Genomic DNA, 16,771 nt, shown 5'->3' with positions numbered 1-16,771 from the left:
TTCGGTCAATACCTTGGTAACTGCAACGATTACAAAAAAGCAGTTAACGAATCACCCACTCATCGCGCACAGACGCATGGGGATTATCAACTAAGGTATTTAATATGCATTTATCGCTAAAACTCGCTCTGGCATTGGTCGCCCTTTGCCAGCTACCCCTCGCGCTCGCCGCCGCACCGGCAAACAGCGCTGCACCAGCCCAAGCCGCAGTAGATGCGCAGTGGCAAACCTACATGGCGCGCTCCGACGAGCTGCGCAAACTGGACAATGATTTTATCCGCACCGAGATAAAACGCCTCGGTTTAAAAAAGCCTCTGCAACCTGCTTACACCAAAGAATTTGGCTTTGAACCCAACCAGCCCGCACCCTGGTTTAAAAGTGCCGAGGGCAAGGCGACAATGGCCGCCATACTCTCGCTGCAAACGCCCTCAGGGGGCTGGTCCAAACGCACCGACATGACTAAAGCACGCCAACCAGGCATGGCCTTTGGCAGCGAAAAAGGCTACATCCCCACCTTTGATAATGGCGCCACCAGCACTCAAATGACGCTGCTGGCCAAAGCCTATAGCGCTACCGGTGACAAGGCCTATCAGGATGCATTTGCGCGCGGCCTGCAGCTGATCCTTGACGCCCAGTACCCCAATGGCGGCTGGCCACAAAACTATCCGCTGGTGGGCGATTACCACAACTACATCACCTATAACGATTCGCTGATGGTGAACCTGATGTTCCTGTTGCGCGATATTGCCAAGGGTGAAGGCGATTACGCCTTTGTCTCCCCGGCGCAGCGCCAGCTGGCACAACAAAGTCTGGATAAAGCCATCCAGTGCGCGCTGAATACCCAGGTATTAGTCAACGGCAAAGCCACCGTGTGGGGTGCACAACACGATCCACTCACACTGATGCCCGCCAAAGCGCGCGCCTATGAAATGGCCTCGCTCACCAGCGCGGAAAGTGTATGGATGGTGGAGTTCTTTATGGGATTGGAAAACCCCAGTGCGGAAGTTATTGAATCGGTTCATGCGGCAGCGGACTGGTATGACGCTACCAAAATTACCGGCAAGGTATGGGTACGCGGCGATGCAGACCTGAAAGACGACCCTAATGCCCCACCCATGTGGTCGCGGTTTTACGAGTTGGGCAGCAACAAGCCCATTTTTGGCGACCGCGATGGCGCAATCCACTACGAGGTAGGTAAAGTATCCAAAGAGCGCCGTGAAGGTTATGCCTGGTATGCCACATCGCCCAACAAAATCCTGAAACATTATGCGAAGTGGGCAAAGAAATACCCACGCGCGCAATAGCTTGTTACTGACGGAAATCAGTGGAAATAATAAGGCGCCCCGGTGGCGCCTTATTAATTTGCTGATAGTCGCTGCGAGCAGACTTACTGGCTGTCACTCGACCACACTTTCATTGTTTGTACCGCCAACAACTTGCATTCATCCTCCACTGCTACATAGGTGCGCATAAATTGATAGCGCGAGGTGCGGTGGGTTTTGCCGTCGTCATTCCATTTATCCACACTGCTTAAGCCCTGCAGCACGACAGTATTACCAAGGCGCTGGGCGGTGATGTCATGGGAACGGCGCTGCTTGGCCTGCTCGGTCGGCTGCTTCACCCGCGCGATTAATGCCGCCTTATCTTCTTTGAGGCTGGCAAGGTTATGTACCCAATAAAATTCGGCAGCTAACAGGGTCTGCAAAAAATCCGCATCGCCACGTTGCAGTGCCGTTTCATAGCGCGCATCCAGGGCCACTAGTGCCTCAGTCTTCAAACAGTCTTGGGCGGCGGCCTGATTTCCCCACAGCCAGGCAACCAGCGCTGCCATCAATAATCGTTTTTCCATGAACAGATTCCACAAGTAAAAGGCAAAAATAACACATAAAAAAAAGCCGACACCATAAGATGCCGGCCAAGACCATACTAGATAACAAATAAAGGGGAATCCAAACCGGGCCTTTAAAACCCGCCCAAAAGCACTACCCATTCCTACATCAATGAGGCAACCAAAAAACCTTGCGCTCACAGGAACTATTTGCTTCCGGTTATTCAAGTATTGTTCGCTTTTTGTTCATTGCCAGTTTTTGTCTGATAATGTTTAAATTATTTTGCAATAACCAAAACTGACTCATACGAAATGGCTATAACTTCAAACCACGGCTGCAGCCGTTTACAGCAGCCCGCTATTGCGTCCCATCAATACCAGTGTTTGATTAATCAAATTTTCAAGGCGCACGGCTGTGGTTGAACGCAGGGCAAAGTCATCCACCAATTTACGCAGGCGACTGAGTTTAGGCCGCGCGGCGCGAAATTCTTCAGTGACCGACTCATACTCCAGGTGATGATCCTGCACACTCAATTTATTCAACTCCGATAACTCGGCATGCAAAGCACTAATCAAATCATAAAAAAAATCTTTGCGATCCAAACTATTGGCTTCCCAATAAGCTTGATCCAAGCCATTGAGCAACTCCTCAAGTGTCTGGATTGCATTTGAAATACTGTTGCTGGACATAAATCACCTATTACCCGTCTGTAGTTTCGTTTGAGTATAGAAGACTTTAGCGACGCTGCGCGCAGCTCTGCTAGACTGCGCGCCTCGCCCAAGGAACCGCTATGTCACTCGAACAACTCTGGTTATTCACCAGCATCACCCTGATTGTTTCCGCCAGCCCCGGCCCGGTCATGCTCGCCTGCATGATCGATGCAGGTCGTTATGGTTTTACCAAATCCCTCTACACCATGGCAGGCGCCACCCTGGGCAATTTGGTATTGGTGGTGTTGTCAGCGCTGGGATTAGGTTTTGTCGCTGAACAAGCCGAGTGGATTTTCCATGGTATTAAATGGATTGGTGCGGCCTATTTAGTGTATTTAGGTATTGAACTGATGCGTGCCGCGCCGCTGGATACCAGCCTCGCCGCTCACACCATTCGCAGCCAACAATTATTTAGCCGGGCATTTATCGTTGCGGTCACCAACCCTAAAGGGCTCATTTATTTCGGCGCACTTTTTCCGCAATTTATCGACATCAACCACAGTTTGCCGCCGCAGTTTGCACTGCTCACCACTATTTTTGTGTTGATGGATTTTATTTGGATGAGCATCTACGCCTTGGGCGGGCGCAGTATTATGCACTGGCTGGGAACACCGAAGCACCAACGCTGGTTCAATTGGATTTCCGGTGGTTTATTAATTATTGCCGGTATCGCACTCGCATTCAGTAAATTGTAATTGATTAAAAAAAATATCGAAAAAGATCAAAAAAATCAGACCCAAAAATATCAAGGCTGCAAAAATATTTTTGATGCCGTAGGTTTTGCATAGAGTGCAGCACCCACCGTTAAATTCAAACTGCGCTCTTGCGCGCGCGGCAACTCCACATGCAGCACGTCATTATTTAATTGATGCAATAACTCAATACGCAATACCGACCCTGCCGTGCTCACGTGCGCAACGCGCGCGGGAATTGCGCCTTCACTATTACTCTCACTCAATTCAATATCGTGCGGGCGCACATAGGCAACGGCGGATTGACCTTTCACCTGATGGTATTCAGGTGCGGGCAATTTGTAATCGCCAATATGCGCCCAGCCATCATCGACACGGCTGTGAAATAAATTTACCTGGCCGATAAAATCGTACACAAATGGACTGGCGGGGTTGTTGTAAATATCATCCGGTGAACCGATTTGTTCGATATTGCCTTTGTTTAACACCACGATTTTATCGGCCACTTCCATCGCCTCTTCCTGATCGTGGGTTACGAAGATTGACGTGATGTGCAGTTCGTCGTGCAAGCGCCGCAACCAGCGGCGTAAATCCTTGCGCACTTTGGCATCGAGTGCACCGAAGGGTTCGTCGAGTAATAATACTTTGGGTTCAACCGCCAGAGCGCGCGCCAAGGCGATGCGCTGCCGCTGCCCGCCGGATAATTGATGTGGGTAGCGATCCGCCAACCAATCCAATTGCACCAGCTCCAGTAATTCATGCACACGTTTTTTGATAAATTCTTTTGAAGGTCGGGTTTCTTTGGGGCGCACGGTTAAACCAAAAGCGACGTTATCGAAGACAGTCATGTGCCGGAACAGTGCGTAGTGTTGAAACACAAAACCGACATTGCGTTCGCGCACATGCACATTAGTAGCGTCTTCCCCATGAAAATGCACACTGCCTGCATCGGGGTTTTCCAACCCGGCGATAATGCGCAGCAGGGTGGTTTTTCCGCAGCCGGAGGGGCCAAGCAGTGCAACCAATTCGCCGGAGGGAAAATCCAGTGAGACGTTATTCAGGGCAGTAAAATTGCCAAAGGTTTTATGCAGGTTTTTAACTTCGATACTCATAGGTTTTCTCGATAAATATTTTTCGGGAATTCTGGAAAAATCTCTCTGTGTGAAGCGCGATAAGCTATGGCAGACCATCGGAGGCAGGATGCCGACGCTGAGCGTACAGGGACGTATTCACAGCGTGTCTGACATGGCTTATCGGGGTTCGCACCTGCGACTGGTTTTCTGCACGAGTGAGCGCCTACTGCGCATTCGCCGCGCGCACCGCCAATTCATGTTCACGCGCTGCTTTCCACTCCAACAAACTTTTTAATACCAGCGTGACCAATGCCAATAACGCGAGTAGCGAGGCAACTGCAAATGCGGCTGCAAACTGGTATTCGTTGTACAGAATTTCAATGTGCAGTGGCAGAGTGTTGGTTTGCTCGCGAATTTTTCCCGAGACCACACTCACCGCACCAAACTCACCCATGGCGCGTGCATTACACAAAATCATGCCGTACAACAGCGCCCACTTCACCGAGGGCAAGGTCACGCGCCAAAACATTTTCCAACCGCTGGCACCCAGGGTAATTGCCGCTTCCTCTTGCTCTTTGCCCTGCTCTTGCATCAACGGAATTAATTCCCGTGCGATAAACGGAAACGTCACAAACACCGTCGCAAGCACTATGCCGGGAATGGCAAACATAATTTGATAATCGTTTTCGCCCAGCCACTCGCCAAAAAATCCCTGCCGACCAAATAACAACATGTAAATCAAACCCGCAATTACCGGCGATACCGCAAAAGGCAAATCGATTAGCGTGATCACAAATTGTTTGCCGCGAAACTCAAATTTAGCGATTGCCCAGGCGGCGGCCAAACCAAAAATTAAATTACAGGGCACCGCAATTGCCGCGGCGATCAACGTGAGTTTAATGGCATGGGCTGCAGCAGGTTCAGTGATGGACGCCCAATAAACGCCTGCACCTTTAGCAAAGGCTTCGCTAAAAACGACAAATAAAGGTAAAAATAAAAACAGCGTTAAAAACGTAAGCGCAACAGCAATTAATACCACCCGCACCCAAGGCGCTTCGCTAGTAGCAGAATTGCGCGCCGCAATTTTTTGCGCGCCGAACGATGAAACAGCACCGGCCATGATTAACCTCCTGTGCGCTTATGGCTCCAATGTTGGAGCAGGTTAATGAGCAGTAACAACACGAAGGAGAAAATCAACATGACGGTACCGAGTGCGGCCGCACCGGCGTAATCAAATTCTTCCAGCTTGGTCATAATCAGTAGTGGGGTGATTTCCGTTTTGTAGGGCATATTGCCGCTAATAAAAACCACTGAACCGTATTCACCAATGGCACGCGCAAACGCCAAAGCAAAACCGGTTAACAGTGAAGGCAAGAGTGCGGGCAATAAAATGCGCTTAAAGGTTTGCCAGCGCGATGCCCCTAAACTCGCCGCTGCCTCTTCAATTTCCGCTTCCAAATCAGCGAGTACTGGCTGCACAGTGCGCACCACAAACGGCAAACCAATAAAGGTTAATGCCACGGTGACACCAATCCAGGTGTAGGCGATTTTGATATCCGCCAACCAAAACCACTGCCCTACCCAACCTTTGGTGGTGTAAAGCGCGGTGAGTGCAATACCGGCGACAGCGGTGGGTAATGCAAAGGGTAAATCCACCAAAGCATCCACCACGCGTTTGCCAAAAAATTGGTAACGCACCAATACCCAGGCGACGATAAAACCGAACAATAAATTCAAACTGGCAGCCACAAACGCTGCACCAAAAGTGAGTTTATAACTGGCTAGCGCGCGTGCATTGCTCACCACCGCCCAGAGTTCAGGCCAGCTGAGTTCCAATGATTTGATCACGAGACCCGCGAGTGGGATAAATACAATTAAACTGGCATAAAGTGCAGCAAGGCCAAGGGATAAACCAAAACCGGGTAATACACTTTTTTTAACCCAGGGGTTTTTGGGGAAAACGACTGGCGTCGTTGCCAGTATTGACGCGGAAGTTTCACTCATCGATAAATCTCTTTTTGTACCTGTGGTCAGGAAACAGATTATTTAATCCCTCCCCAGCCTTCCCTTTTTCAAAAGGGAGGGCTGGAGGGGATTGGTTTTATTGATAAATCTGATCGAAAATTCCGCCATCGCCAAAATGAAATGGCTGTGCTTTTACCCAACCGCCAAAATCGTCGATGGTGACTAAATCCAGTTTTGGAAATGTATTCGCATAAACTTCGGCAACTTGCGGGTCGCGTGGGCGGTAATAATGTTTGGCCGCCAGGTTTTGGCCTTCTTTGGTGTAAAGGTATTCCAAGTAAGCTTTGGCAACCTCGGCATTGCCTTTGGCGGCTGCATTTTTATCGACCACCGCCACCGATGGTTCAGCCAAAATGGAAATGCTCGGCACCACAATTTCTACTTCGTCTTCACCCAATTCGTTGATTGCCAAAAACGCTTCGTTTTCCCAAGTCAGCAACACATCGCCAATACCGCGTTGCACAAAGGTGGTTGTTGAGCCGCGTGCGCCGGTATCTAATACGGGAACGTTTTGAAACAATTGACGAACAAATTCCTGCGCACCAGCGTCGTCTTTACCCTGTTTTTTTGCAAAGGCCCAAGCGGCTAAATAATTCCAGCGCGCACCGCCTGAGGTTTTAGGGTTTGGCGTAATAACTTCTACGCCCTTCTTCACCAGATCGTCCCAATCCTTAATATTTTTTGGGTTGCCTTTGCGTACCAAAAATACAATCGTGGAGGTATAAGGCGCGCTGTTGTTGGGCAATTTCGTTACCCAATCCTCTGGCAATAAACCGCCAATCTTGGCTATAGGATCGATATCACCCGCGAGTGCCAGTGTCACCACATCGGCACGCAAGCCATCGATTACCGCGCGCGATTGCGCACCGGAACCGCCGTGGGATTGATCCACTTTGACGTTGTCGCCGGTTTTTTCTTTCCAGTGTTTGGCAAAGGCCGCATTGAATTCGCGATAGAGTTCGCGCGTAGGATCGTAAGAAACATTCAGCAGCGTAATGTCTTTGGCAAAAACGCTGACGCTAATTAAGCTGGCCACCAATACGGCGGCCGATTGTGCAAATAATTTCATAATTTTTTCTCGCTAAGAAATAAGGTGGCGTCATACCTGCGAACGCAGGTATGCATCGTTTTTAAATCCAACGTTGTTAAAAACGGAAATCCAGACCCAGTGCAAAGGTGCTATCCGTGGTCGCCTTGGTGCTGATTTGGGCATCACCTTCCGCTTCCAAACTTGCGTAATAACCAAACACACGCGTTGCCGAATTGAAGTTGTAATCCACACCAACGGCTAACGCATCGGCGTCGACATCGCTGTAGCTATCATTGGTGGGAGTGCTGGTGGAGTGGCCGTATTGCACCCGTGCGCTCCAGGGGCCGGCAATTTTCCACAGCGCGTTAAGTACATAACCATCTTGTTCTTTGTAGGCATTGCCTGTAGCGCCGTCCCATTCTGAGAGCGGATTCAATCCATTTTGTGCACCGAGATTGGTGCCATTGGTGCCGACAAACGTAGAGAAACCACCGAGTAAATCAACGTCTTCATGACGCTCTGCGGTTTGGTAAATCGCCGCGAGTTTTACCGGGCCCAGTGACACTTCACCCAATGCGCGGAACACATCGCTGGTCACTACATTGCGATCAAACGCGGCGCCGACAAACCATTTGGATTTGCCGTAAACCACCGACACCGATTGCCCCGAGGCAAAACCATTATCGTCCTGCGCATTGGTTGGGCTCACTTCCACACCGGTTTCTTCCGCTTGAATCGCGGCGATGTTCACTTCCAAACCACCCAGCAAAATGGGCGAGGCGTATTGGATAACATTGTCGGGGCGATTTTCACCGACGAGGTAAGAACCTATATCGGCCAGGGGTGCGTCATTAAAACGATCGATGTCGCTACGCAGTACGCTATTGGTTTGCAGGGTTTTTAGCGGGGTGTCATTTTTACCGGCGAGCAGCGAACCCCAATCGCCACGGATACCGGCAAAAATATTGCGCTGGGTTAATTCGCGGCCATTGCTGTTGGTGCCGTTATCCACATCAATACCGTATTCCACACGGTAAAAAACCTGCACCTCGGCATTTGCATCAAAGTCGCCCTGCACACCCAAGCGCGAACCGGTGCTTTCCAACACAAAGGTATCCAACTCTGTGGCAATACCGGTTGCGCCAATATGGCGGTAAGTTGTGGCGCCAGGAGCTGTGAGAGAAAAATCATTTTTTTCCAGATCATACTGGCCAGCGGTTAAATACACCTTGCCGTAGAGCGTTGGAAAACCGGCAAATGCATTGGCCGATAATGCAATACCGACAGCGGTGGTCAATAGATTGCGTTGAAAGGCTTTTTTTGAAACAAGTGATCGAGCAACCGACCACGATTTTTGAAATGACATGCTAATCTCCAGATTTTACATATCACTTCCGGTGGTCCGGTCAGTGGAATTTTGTGTGTTTAATAATTAATAGAAACGCCAAATTTATTTAGTGTGGACACTTTTATCCCAGCGCTTTTTTTCACGTCGTTCGAGCTGCACTACCTGGCCATTGTGAATTTGAATTTCCAATGAGCCGTATTGAATTTGTGCCAGTTGATCTTTTATTTCTTCCAGCACATCGTCCGCGATAGTGACAGGCTCAGCATGATGGTTTGCCATAACAGAGCCTCATAATAAAAAACCGGACGACTTATAAAACCCTAAGTGCCCAGCGACGGCGCCATAGTATTCAGATATTTTTAAAATCAAAAATACCGTTTTTCTATTAGCTTATAACTGTTCACCACTGCAATTTTTAAGCATAAGCACATAAAAATTGGTTCTTTTTAAAATGCTGCCGCTGCCACTAAGCTGCGCGCATCAATCAATGCTATTCGCAGCGGAGCCCCAAGGTGACTACAAATATCAGCCATACCTTCAGCGATACCACCAGCGCTACAAGGCAGCGCCCGGTACTGCACTTGCCGCATCAACTGGAAACTTTTCCGGTCATCATTGTGCCCGGCTTGCGCAATAGCGATGAACAACACTGGCAAAGTTTGTGGCAAGCACAATTGCCACACAGCAAACGTATCGCGCTGGATAATTGGGATACGCCGAATTTGGAAGCATGGAAAGCAGGCATTCGCGCTGAACTCAGCAAGCTCAACAAACCGGCGCTGATTATTGCCCACAGTTTTGGCACCTTGGCGAGCGCCAGTATTGCGGCGGAATTTCCGGACAAAATTGCGGCACTGTTTTTAGTGGCACCGGCAGACCCAGACAAATTTCATATTGCCCAACAATTACCACAGCACTCGCTCGCGGTGCCCACTAAAGTGATTGCCAGCAGCAATGACCCTTGGTTGACAGAAGCCAAGGCGGCCTATTGGGCATTACTCTGGGGCGCGGATTTTTTGCGGATTAAAAACGTCGGGCATATTAATAGCGACTCCGCATTAGGTGTGTGGCAACAGGGGATTCATGAATTACACGGTTTGCTGCGCAAAACGATAAAAGCACAGCATCAGGTATTATTCGCCGGCAAAAAAAATCGCGCCGCGTAATAAAACGGGCGCGATTTTTAGTTTTACTAACCGTTAATTAAATGATACCAAATGCCACCATCGCTTCGGCAACGCGGCGGAAACCAGCGATATTAGCACCGACCACATAGTTGCCGGCGTGCCCATATTCTTTGGCAGTTTCATAACAATCGCGATGGATATTGCACATGATTTTATGCAGACGCTCTTCGGTGTACTCAAAAGACCAGGTATCGCGGCTGGCGTTTTGTTGCATCTCCAACGCCGAGGTTGCCACACCACCAGCATTGGCCGCTTTGCCCGGCGCATAGGAAACACCCGCCGTTTGCAGCACTTTAATCCCGCCAGGCGTCACCGGCATATTCGCGCCTTCACTCAACGCCATCAGGCCATTGGCTACCAACATGGTTGCCGAGGCTTCATTCAATTCATTTTGTGTCGCGCAGGGAAATGCCACTTGGCAGGGAATATCCCAAATATTGCCGTTCTCTATGTATTGCGCATCCTGATGGGATTTTACATATTCGCTCACGCGCAAGCGCTTCACTTCTTTCAACTGTTTTAGCAGCGCGAGGTCAATGCCTTTGCGATCATAAATCACCCCGTTTGAGTCAGAACACGCAACAACCTTGGCACCCAACTGTTGTAATTTTTCAATCGCATAAATGGCTACGTTACCCGAGCCAGAGACCACACAGGTTTTGCCTTCAATGGATTCACCATGGGTTTTCAACATTTCTTCCGCAAAAAATACCGCGCCGTAACCCGTTGCTTCGCGGCGCACCAGCGCGCCGCCCCAGCTCGGGCTTTTACCCGTTAACACACCGGACTCGTAGCGATTGGTGATGCGTTTGTATTGGCCAAATAAATAGCCGATCTCGCGCCCACCTACCCCAATGTCACCGGCGGGTACATCCGTCAGTTCACCAATATGGCGATAGAGTTCGGTCATGAAACTCTGGCAAAAGCGCATCACTTCGCCATCGGATCTGCCTTTGGGGTCAAAATCAGCACCGCCTTTGGCACCGCCGATTGGCATGCCCGAGAGCGCATTTTTAAAGGTTTGTTCAAAACCTAAAAATTTAATCGTGCCCAACGAAACCGATGGGTGAAAACGCAAGCCGCCTTTATAGGGGCCGAGTGCGCTATTAAAACCGACGCGAAAACCACGGTTAATTTGCACCTCGCCCTTGTCGTCCTGCCAGGGCACCCGGAAGATGATTTGGCGCTCAGGCTCACAAATTCGCTCGATGATTTTATGCTGTGCATATTCAGGGTGTTTCACCAGTACCGGGCCAAGGGTTTCAACCACCTCCTTTACCGCTTGATGAAACTCCAGTTCGCCCTGATTACGACGCACCACCTGCTGGAATATTTGCTCTAACCTTACGTTTACATCACTCATCGACATCGCCCTGACAGAAATAGTAGGTAACAATGCATTACACCAATGCACCACCGGCCTCAATTTCCCCCATCGACTGGCAGTAGTCAACCGCAAATGAACCAAAACGGTGCAAAACAGTGTTAAGCGCATCAGTGTTAAAGGCAAAGTTACCCCTAGTCAACGCCGTTTTCAGGCGCGATAAAATCCGCATTGGCGCCGTTTGGCTGGCGCGAAAAACGTCTATACTCATGAATATTCCCACTGCCCACCTGCTTCGCATCTGCCTCTGGGAGACGTCCCAATCTGCCCGATTTGCCTACGAGCTGTTTATGCTGCGCCTGCCGTTTAATTGCCTTGCAGGGAGCCTTGCCCATGATGGAATTGCCCTACTGGCACTGCTAATGCTGCTGGCAATGCCTGTCCGCGCGACAGAAACGGTGGTCTACTCCTGGGCAGAATCACGTATTTTGGATGAACGCGGCCACTATCCGGTCGCGCTGCTCAAACTGGCGCTGGCTAAAGCGGGGGGCGATTACCAACCCAAAGCCGCACGCCATGACATGGCGCAATCGCGCACCCTGCGCCATGTAGAACTGGGGCGCGAACTGGATATCACCTGGACACTCACCACCCCCGAACGCGAGCAGCGCTTGCTGCCCATTCGTATTCCTATTGATCGCGGCTTATTAGGTTGGCGGCTACTATTAATTAACCCCGAGCACCGCGACTTGTTTGCCTCGCTCAGCCTCGACGAATTAAAAAATTTGCGCAGTGGACAAGAGCAGGATTGGCCGGATTACCAAATTCTGCGCCACAACGGTTTTAAAATTACGCCCACCACCAACTATCAGGGCCTGTTTTATATGTTGCAGCGGGGGCGCATTGCCTATTTTCCCCGCGCCATTACCGAGGTGTTGCCGGAGATAAAAACCCAAGCGCAAATTCCGCTGGCGATAGCACCGCGCTGGGTGCTTTACTACCCCGCACCGGTTTACTACTTTGTTAACAAACAGCGCCCCGAGCTGGCCGATGCCATTCAACGCGGTTTAATCATGGCGATGGAAGACGGCAGCATGCGCGCATTATTTCTGCAGCACTTTGGCGAGAGCATCAAACGCATGGAATTGGATAAACGCGAAATTGTCCGTTTGGAAAACCCACTGCTACCGGCGGAAACGCCGCTCGACAATCCCGCTTTGTGGTACGACACCACACGAGGTTTTTGAATGCCCTTAGCTGTTCCGCCGCATCAGGCCAGCCATCACACTAACCCTCCTGCACCACACAAAACACGCCGTCGTCCGCAGGGGTTGGGGCTGCGGATTGTATCCACCGTGCTGCTCAGCACGTTGCTGTTCGCAGTGATTATTTCCAGCCTGCAAATTTACAGCGCCTATCAAAATGCACTGCAGGAAACCCGCTTGCGCGCGCAGGATATAGAGCGCAATTACCTGCCACTGTTAGCCGCCGCCATGTGGTCGGTGGATGAGCCGCGCATCGCCGCCTTAGTAAAAGGCATCGCCGAATTAGCTGACGTGGGCGAGGTGACATTGCAGGATGACATAGGCAACCGCTGGGAAAAGCGTCACCCCGATTTTCAACAACCCTTAGCGCAGATTGCACTGCCAGTACACTTTGAAGATAACGGCGAAAATTTTTTACTCGGCCAATTAAATGTGTCGCTGATGGATAACCGTATTACTGCCGATCTCATTCGAACCGCGCAGAGCATTGCCATCACCACCCTTTCCAGCCTGCTCCTGAGCGCTGTGTTTGTACTGTTTATTATTCACTGGTGGGTGAGCCGTCACTTGGAAAAAATGGCGCACTACGCCCGGCATTTGGATCTCACCAACCTGGAGCAACCGCTCATACTCGCGCGCCATAAACTGCATCAGGCGGACGAGTTGGATACCGTGGTGGAAGCCATCAACCAAATGCGTATTCGTATTCGCGACGACCTGGATAATCGCACGCGACTAATGGAAGAGTTGCGTCTACACCGCGAAAAACTCGAAGAACTAGTTGCCCAACGCACTCAGGCATTGGAGGAAAAAACCCTCGCGCTGGAAGAAAAAACGCAAATTCTGGAACAACAATCCGCCGCACTGCTGGAGCAAAATTACGAGCTGGATGCCTACGCCCACACAGTCGCCCACGATTTAAAACAACCGCTCACCACTATGGCTGCAAGCGCCGCCATGCTCAGCGCAGTAGGTATTGGCATTAATTTAGCCGAAACCAAAAAGCGCGATTTGCTGCTGGGCTTGCAGCGCTCGGCGCAAAAAATGCAAGCGATTATCGACTCCCTGCTACTGCTTGCCAGCCTGCGCAAAACGGAACAAGTGCGCCTGCTGCCGCTGGATATTCGCAGCATTGCCGAAGAAGCCTGCAGCCGGCTGGAACCGCTGATTGAAAAAAATCACGCGCGCATTGAATTCGCCAGCGACTGGCCGCAAGCGCTCGGCCAGGCGCAATGGGTGGAGGAAATTTGGGTGAATTATTTATCCAACGCCCTCAAGTACGGCGGCACCGCACCGCAAATTCAACTCGGCGCCACTGTCATGGACAACGGTACAGTTAAATGCTGGGTAAAAGATTTTGGCCCCGGCCTCAGCGAATTGGAGCAACAGCAGTTATTTGATTTATTTGTGCAGTTTGAACACAAATCCGCCGACGGTCACGGCTTGGGTTTGTCTATTGTCAAACGCATCTCCCGCGCCCTAGGCGGCGATGTTGGCTATGAAAAAACGCCCGATGGCGGCAGTGTCTTTTGGTTTAGTTTGCCGACTTTAATATGAGTTAAATGGCCAATAAAAAACGCGCGACCATCACTGATCGCGCGTTTTTTTATTCGATATTGTTAGTGCACAGGGATTATCGCCAGATTTTTTTCAACAACCATTACGCCGGCGCGCTTGTGCGAATCAAATGATCAAACGCACCGAGCGATGCGGTAGCGCCTGCGCCCATGGCAATAATAATCTGCTTGTAGGGCACGTTGGTGCAATCACCGGCAGCAAATACACCGGGCACTGAAGTTTCACCGCGCGCATTAATGTCAATTTCACCGCGATTGGTCAGCTGCACAGTGCCTTTTAAGAAATCGGTATTGGGCAGCAAACCGATTTGGACAAAAATACCCTCCAACTCTACGGTAGCGATTTCATCGGTATTGCGGCTTTTGTATTTAAGCCCGGTAACTTTTTCGCCGTTGCCGATCACTTCGGTGGTCATAGCCTCAGTGATCACCGTCACGTTGGGCAAGCTGAATAATTTACGTTGCAATACCGCGTCGGCGCGCAATTTTGAATCGAATTCGATCAGGGTGACATGGGCGACTATACCGGCCAAATCAATTGCCGCTTCCACACCGGAGTTGCCGCCACCGATTACCGCGACGCGTTTACCTTTAAATAATGGGCCGTCGCAATGTGGGCAGTAGGCAACGCCTTTACCGCGATATTCCTGCTCGCCCGATACATTCATTTCACGCCAGCGTGCACCGGTGGCGAGAATAATACTTTTGCTTTTTAAACTCGCACCGCTGGCGAGTTTTACTTCAATCAAATCACCGGGATTATCACCAGGAATAACCTGCGCCGCTTTTTGTAAATTCATTACATCCACGTCGTATTCTTTCACATGTTGTTCCAAGGCCATCGCCAATTTCGGGCCTTCGGTTTCTTTCACCGAAATAAAGTTTTCTATCGATACAGTATCCAGTACCTGACCGCCAAAACGCTCGGCAACCACACCGGTGCGAATACCTTTGCGCGCGGAATAAATTGCCGCCGCTGCACCGGCTGGGCCACCGCCGATAACCAATACATCATAAGGCGCGCGTTCGCTCAGCGCTTTTGCATCGCGCTCAGCCGCACCGGTATCCACTTTGGCGATAATTTCTTCCAGCGTCATACGGCCTTGACCGAAGTGGTCGCCGTTAACAAATACCGTGGGCACCGCCATGATTTTGCGTGCATCAACTTCTTGTTGAAACAATGCACCGTCGATCATGGTGGCAGTAATTTTGGGATTTAACGCGGCCATTAAATTTACGGCCTGCACCACATCTGGACAGTTGTGACAAGAGAGCGATACAAACACTTCAAAATGCAATGGTGTATCTATCACTTTAATTTGTTCGATGGTTTTTGCATCCACTTTGGGCGGATGACCACCGCTGTGCAGCAATGCCAACACTAAAGAAGTAAATTCATGGCCCATCGGAATGCCCGCAAATTGAATGCGCGCACTGGAACCCACAGCGCCAATATAAAATGAAGGCGTTAATGTTGCGTTGCCATTTTGACGCAGGCTGACTTTATTGGAGAGCGTCGTAATCTCTTCCAACAGGCTTAACATTTCGGTGCTTTTGGCACTGGAGTCCAAGCTCGCTATCAGTTCGATAGGCGCTTGCAGTTTTTCAAGGTAGGCAGTGAGTTGGCCTTTGATCGCGGCGTCTAACATGGTCGTCTCCGTGGGATTTTTTTGTGAAAGCCCGCCTTGTGAGCGAGCTTTTTTTGCGCATCTTTTTTATCTGTCGTCATGCCCGCGAACGCGGGTATCCATAAAACCAGCTGGACTCCTGCGTTCGCAGGAGTGACGAATGAATTAGCGTTAGATCTTGCCAACCAAATCGAGTGATGGAGCCAGAGTCGCTTCACCTTCTTTCCATTTCGCCGGGCACACTTCACCTGGGTGCGCTGCAACGTATTGCGCGGCTTTTACTTTGCGCAACAGTTCAGATGCATCGCGACCAATACCGCCGGCGTTAACTTCGATAATTTGGATCTTGCCCTGCGGGTCAATCACAAACGTACCGCGATCAGCCAAACCCGCTTCTTCAATCATCACACCGAAATTGCGAGTGATAGTCCCGGTTGGGTCGCCAATCATTGGGTATTGGATTTTGCCGATGGTTTCAGAACTGTCGTGCCACGCTTTGTGGGTGAAATGGGTATCGGTCGATACGGAGTAAATCTCTACGCCCATTTTTTGGAATTCAGCGTAGTTATCCGCTAAATCGCCCAATTCTGTGGGGCACACAAAGGTGAAGTCGGCTGGGTAGAAAAACACCACTGCCCATTTGCCTTTAACGTCAGCTTCGGTCAGATGAACAAATTTGCCCTGATGATAAGCTTGGGCACTGAAAGGTTTGATTTCTGAATTGATAGTTGCCATGAGTCACACTCCTAGATCTATATGGGCTACGCCCGTGGGTTAATTGCTTCAACGGGGTGCAGATTAGGGAGTTAAACGCCATGGGGCTAATTGTATGTGGCCATACAGGCCATTTACAAAACCTATCGATACAAATACACCAATACCAAAATGCTATTAAATATAGAAACCCGCTCTCCGGTCGCAAGCAATGGCTTCCCTTCCGGTGGTCAATAAAGTAATGCACCGTAATACCGACTGGCACAGCATAACGCTATGGTATCTAATCAATTTCACGCCATTGCCCTGAGGGCAAATTAGCGGGCTGAATTTGTAAATAGCGATGGATTTAAAAGGTAGCAGTGTGCC

General features: G+C 50.2%; 17 protein-coding genes. 5 read left to right on the top strand and 12 right to left on the bottom strand.

Translation table 11 applies throughout. From position 1 onward, the window contains the following. Positions 1-104: 104 nt before the first annotated feature. Positions 105-1,304 carry a pectate lyase gene (gene pelA / locus D0B88_RS06270; RefSeq protein WP_151055937.1) on the top strand — a complete coding sequence of 400 codons (1,200 nt, stop codon included), beginning with the start codon at positions 105-107 and terminating at the stop codon, positions 1,302-1,304. A gap of 83 nt (positions 1,305-1,387) precedes the next feature. Here pelA and D0B88_RS06265 read toward each other — a convergent pair whose 3' ends face one another. Together D0B88_RS06265 and D0B88_RS06260 are read right to left on the bottom strand one after the other, a co-directional pair. Further along, positions 1,388-1,849 carry a nuclear transport factor 2 family protein gene (locus tag D0B88_RS06265; protein WP_151055935.1) on the bottom strand — a complete coding sequence of 154 codons (462 nt, stop codon included), beginning with the start codon at positions 1,847-1,849 and terminating at the stop codon, positions 1,388-1,390. Positions 1,850-2,173: 324 nt separating this feature from the next. Next, positions 2,174-2,518 (bottom strand): hypothetical protein, encoded by a 345-nt coding sequence (locus D0B88_RS06260; protein ID WP_007645309.1) that lies wholly within the window; start codon positions 2,516-2,518, stop codon positions 2,174-2,176. 101 nt (positions 2,519-2,619) lie between these two features. Here D0B88_RS06260 and D0B88_RS06255 point away from each other — a divergent pair, with 101 nt between their 5' ends. Beyond that, entirely contained in the window at positions 2,620-3,234 is a 615-nt protein-coding gene (locus D0B88_RS06255; RefSeq protein WP_007645310.1) for a LysE family translocator, read from the top strand. Positions 3,235-3,284: 50 nt separating this feature from the next. On the opposite strand, the gene D0B88_RS06250 is transcribed toward D0B88_RS06255, so the two are convergent. From D0B88_RS06250 to D0B88_RS06225, 6 genes are all read right to left on the bottom strand, one after another. After that, positions 3,285-4,343, bottom strand: a complete 1,059-nt coding sequence (locus tag D0B88_RS06250) for a sulfate/molybdate ABC transporter ATP-binding protein (RefSeq protein WP_151055933.1) — start codon at positions 4,341-4,343, stop codon at positions 3,285-3,287. A gap of 184 nt (positions 4,344-4,527) precedes the next feature. Next, positions 4,528-5,424: a sulfate ABC transporter permease subunit CysW gene (gene cysW, locus D0B88_RS06245; protein ID WP_151055931.1), complete on the bottom strand. Its 897-nt coding sequence runs from the start codon at positions 5,422-5,424 to the stop codon at positions 4,528-4,530. A gap of 2 nt (positions 5,425-5,426) precedes the next feature. Next, positions 5,427-6,308: a sulfate ABC transporter permease subunit CysT gene (gene cysT, locus D0B88_RS06240; protein ID WP_225318560.1), complete on the bottom strand. Its 882-nt coding sequence runs from the start codon at positions 6,306-6,308 to the stop codon at positions 5,427-5,429. 97 nt (positions 6,309-6,405) lie between these two features. Further along, entirely contained in the window at positions 6,406-7,398 is a 993-nt protein-coding gene (locus tag D0B88_RS06235; RefSeq protein WP_151055929.1) for a sulfate ABC transporter substrate-binding protein, read from the bottom strand. A gap of 76 nt (positions 7,399-7,474) precedes the next feature. Beyond that, positions 7,475-8,725: a porin gene (locus D0B88_RS06230; protein WP_151055927.1), complete on the bottom strand. Its 1,251-nt coding sequence runs from the start codon at positions 8,723-8,725 to the stop codon at positions 7,475-7,477. Between the two features lie 84 nt (positions 8,726-8,809). Next, complete coding sequence (locus tag D0B88_RS06225; RefSeq protein ID WP_151055925.1) at positions 8,810-8,986, bottom strand: YezD family protein; 177 nt, start codon at positions 8,984-8,986, stop codon at positions 8,810-8,812. Positions 8,987-9,219: 233 nt separating this feature from the next. Between D0B88_RS06225 and D0B88_RS06220 the strand changes: the two genes are divergently transcribed. Continuing rightward, positions 9,220-9,873, top strand: a complete 654-nt coding sequence (locus D0B88_RS06220) for an alpha/beta hydrolase (protein WP_225318559.1) — start codon at positions 9,220-9,222, stop codon at positions 9,871-9,873. Between the two features lie 37 nt (positions 9,874-9,910). On the opposite strand, the gene gdhA is transcribed toward D0B88_RS06220, so the two are convergent. Both gdhA and D0B88_RS06210 read right to left on the bottom strand, forming a co-directional pair. Next, entirely contained in the window at positions 9,911-11,257 is a 1,347-nt protein-coding gene (gene gdhA / locus D0B88_RS06215) for an NADP-specific glutamate dehydrogenase (protein ID WP_151055923.1), read from the bottom strand. A 37-nt stretch (positions 11,258-11,294) separates the two neighbouring features. Continuing rightward, on the bottom strand, positions 11,295-11,489 hold the full coding sequence (locus tag D0B88_RS06210) for a hypothetical protein (protein WP_040393344.1): 195 nt from the start codon (positions 11,487-11,489) through the stop codon (positions 11,295-11,297). On the opposite strand from D0B88_RS06210, the gene D0B88_RS06205 reads away from it, so the two are divergent. Both D0B88_RS06205 and D0B88_RS06200 read left to right on the top strand, forming a co-directional pair. After that, the gene (locus D0B88_RS06205) at positions 11,488-12,465 is read left to right on the top strand and encodes an ABC transporter substrate-binding protein (RefSeq protein ID WP_151055921.1); all 978 of its coding nucleotides are present in this window, start codon (positions 11,488-11,490) and stop codon (positions 12,463-12,465) included. The two genes, D0B88_RS06210 and D0B88_RS06205, sit on opposite strands and share 2 nt — an antisense overlap. Next, positions 12,466-14,040 (top strand): ATP-binding protein, encoded by a 1,575-nt coding sequence (locus D0B88_RS06200; protein ID WP_151055919.1) that lies wholly within the window; start codon positions 12,466-12,468, stop codon positions 14,038-14,040. A gap of 103 nt (positions 14,041-14,143) precedes the next feature. Here D0B88_RS06200 and ahpF read toward each other — a convergent pair whose 3' ends face one another. Together ahpF and ahpC are read right to left on the bottom strand one after the other, a co-directional pair. Next, entirely contained in the window at positions 14,144-15,709 is a 1,566-nt protein-coding gene (ahpF, locus tag D0B88_RS06195; RefSeq protein WP_151055917.1) for an alkyl hydroperoxide reductase subunit F, read from the bottom strand. Positions 15,710-15,859: 150 nt separating this feature from the next. Then, positions 15,860-16,423 carry an alkyl hydroperoxide reductase subunit C gene (gene ahpC, locus D0B88_RS06190; protein WP_094984558.1) on the bottom strand — a complete coding sequence of 188 codons (564 nt, stop codon included), beginning with the start codon at positions 16,421-16,423 and terminating at the stop codon, positions 15,860-15,862. Positions 16,424-16,771: the final 348 nt, after the last annotated feature.

This window comes from Cellvibrio sp. KY-YJ-3 (genome assembly GCF_008806955.1).
GTDB lineage: Bacteria > Pseudomonadota > Gammaproteobacteria > Pseudomonadales > Cellvibrionaceae > Cellvibrio.
Note: the sequence above shows the minus strand (reverse complement) of the source record. Positions and strands in the feature narration are given on the sequence as shown.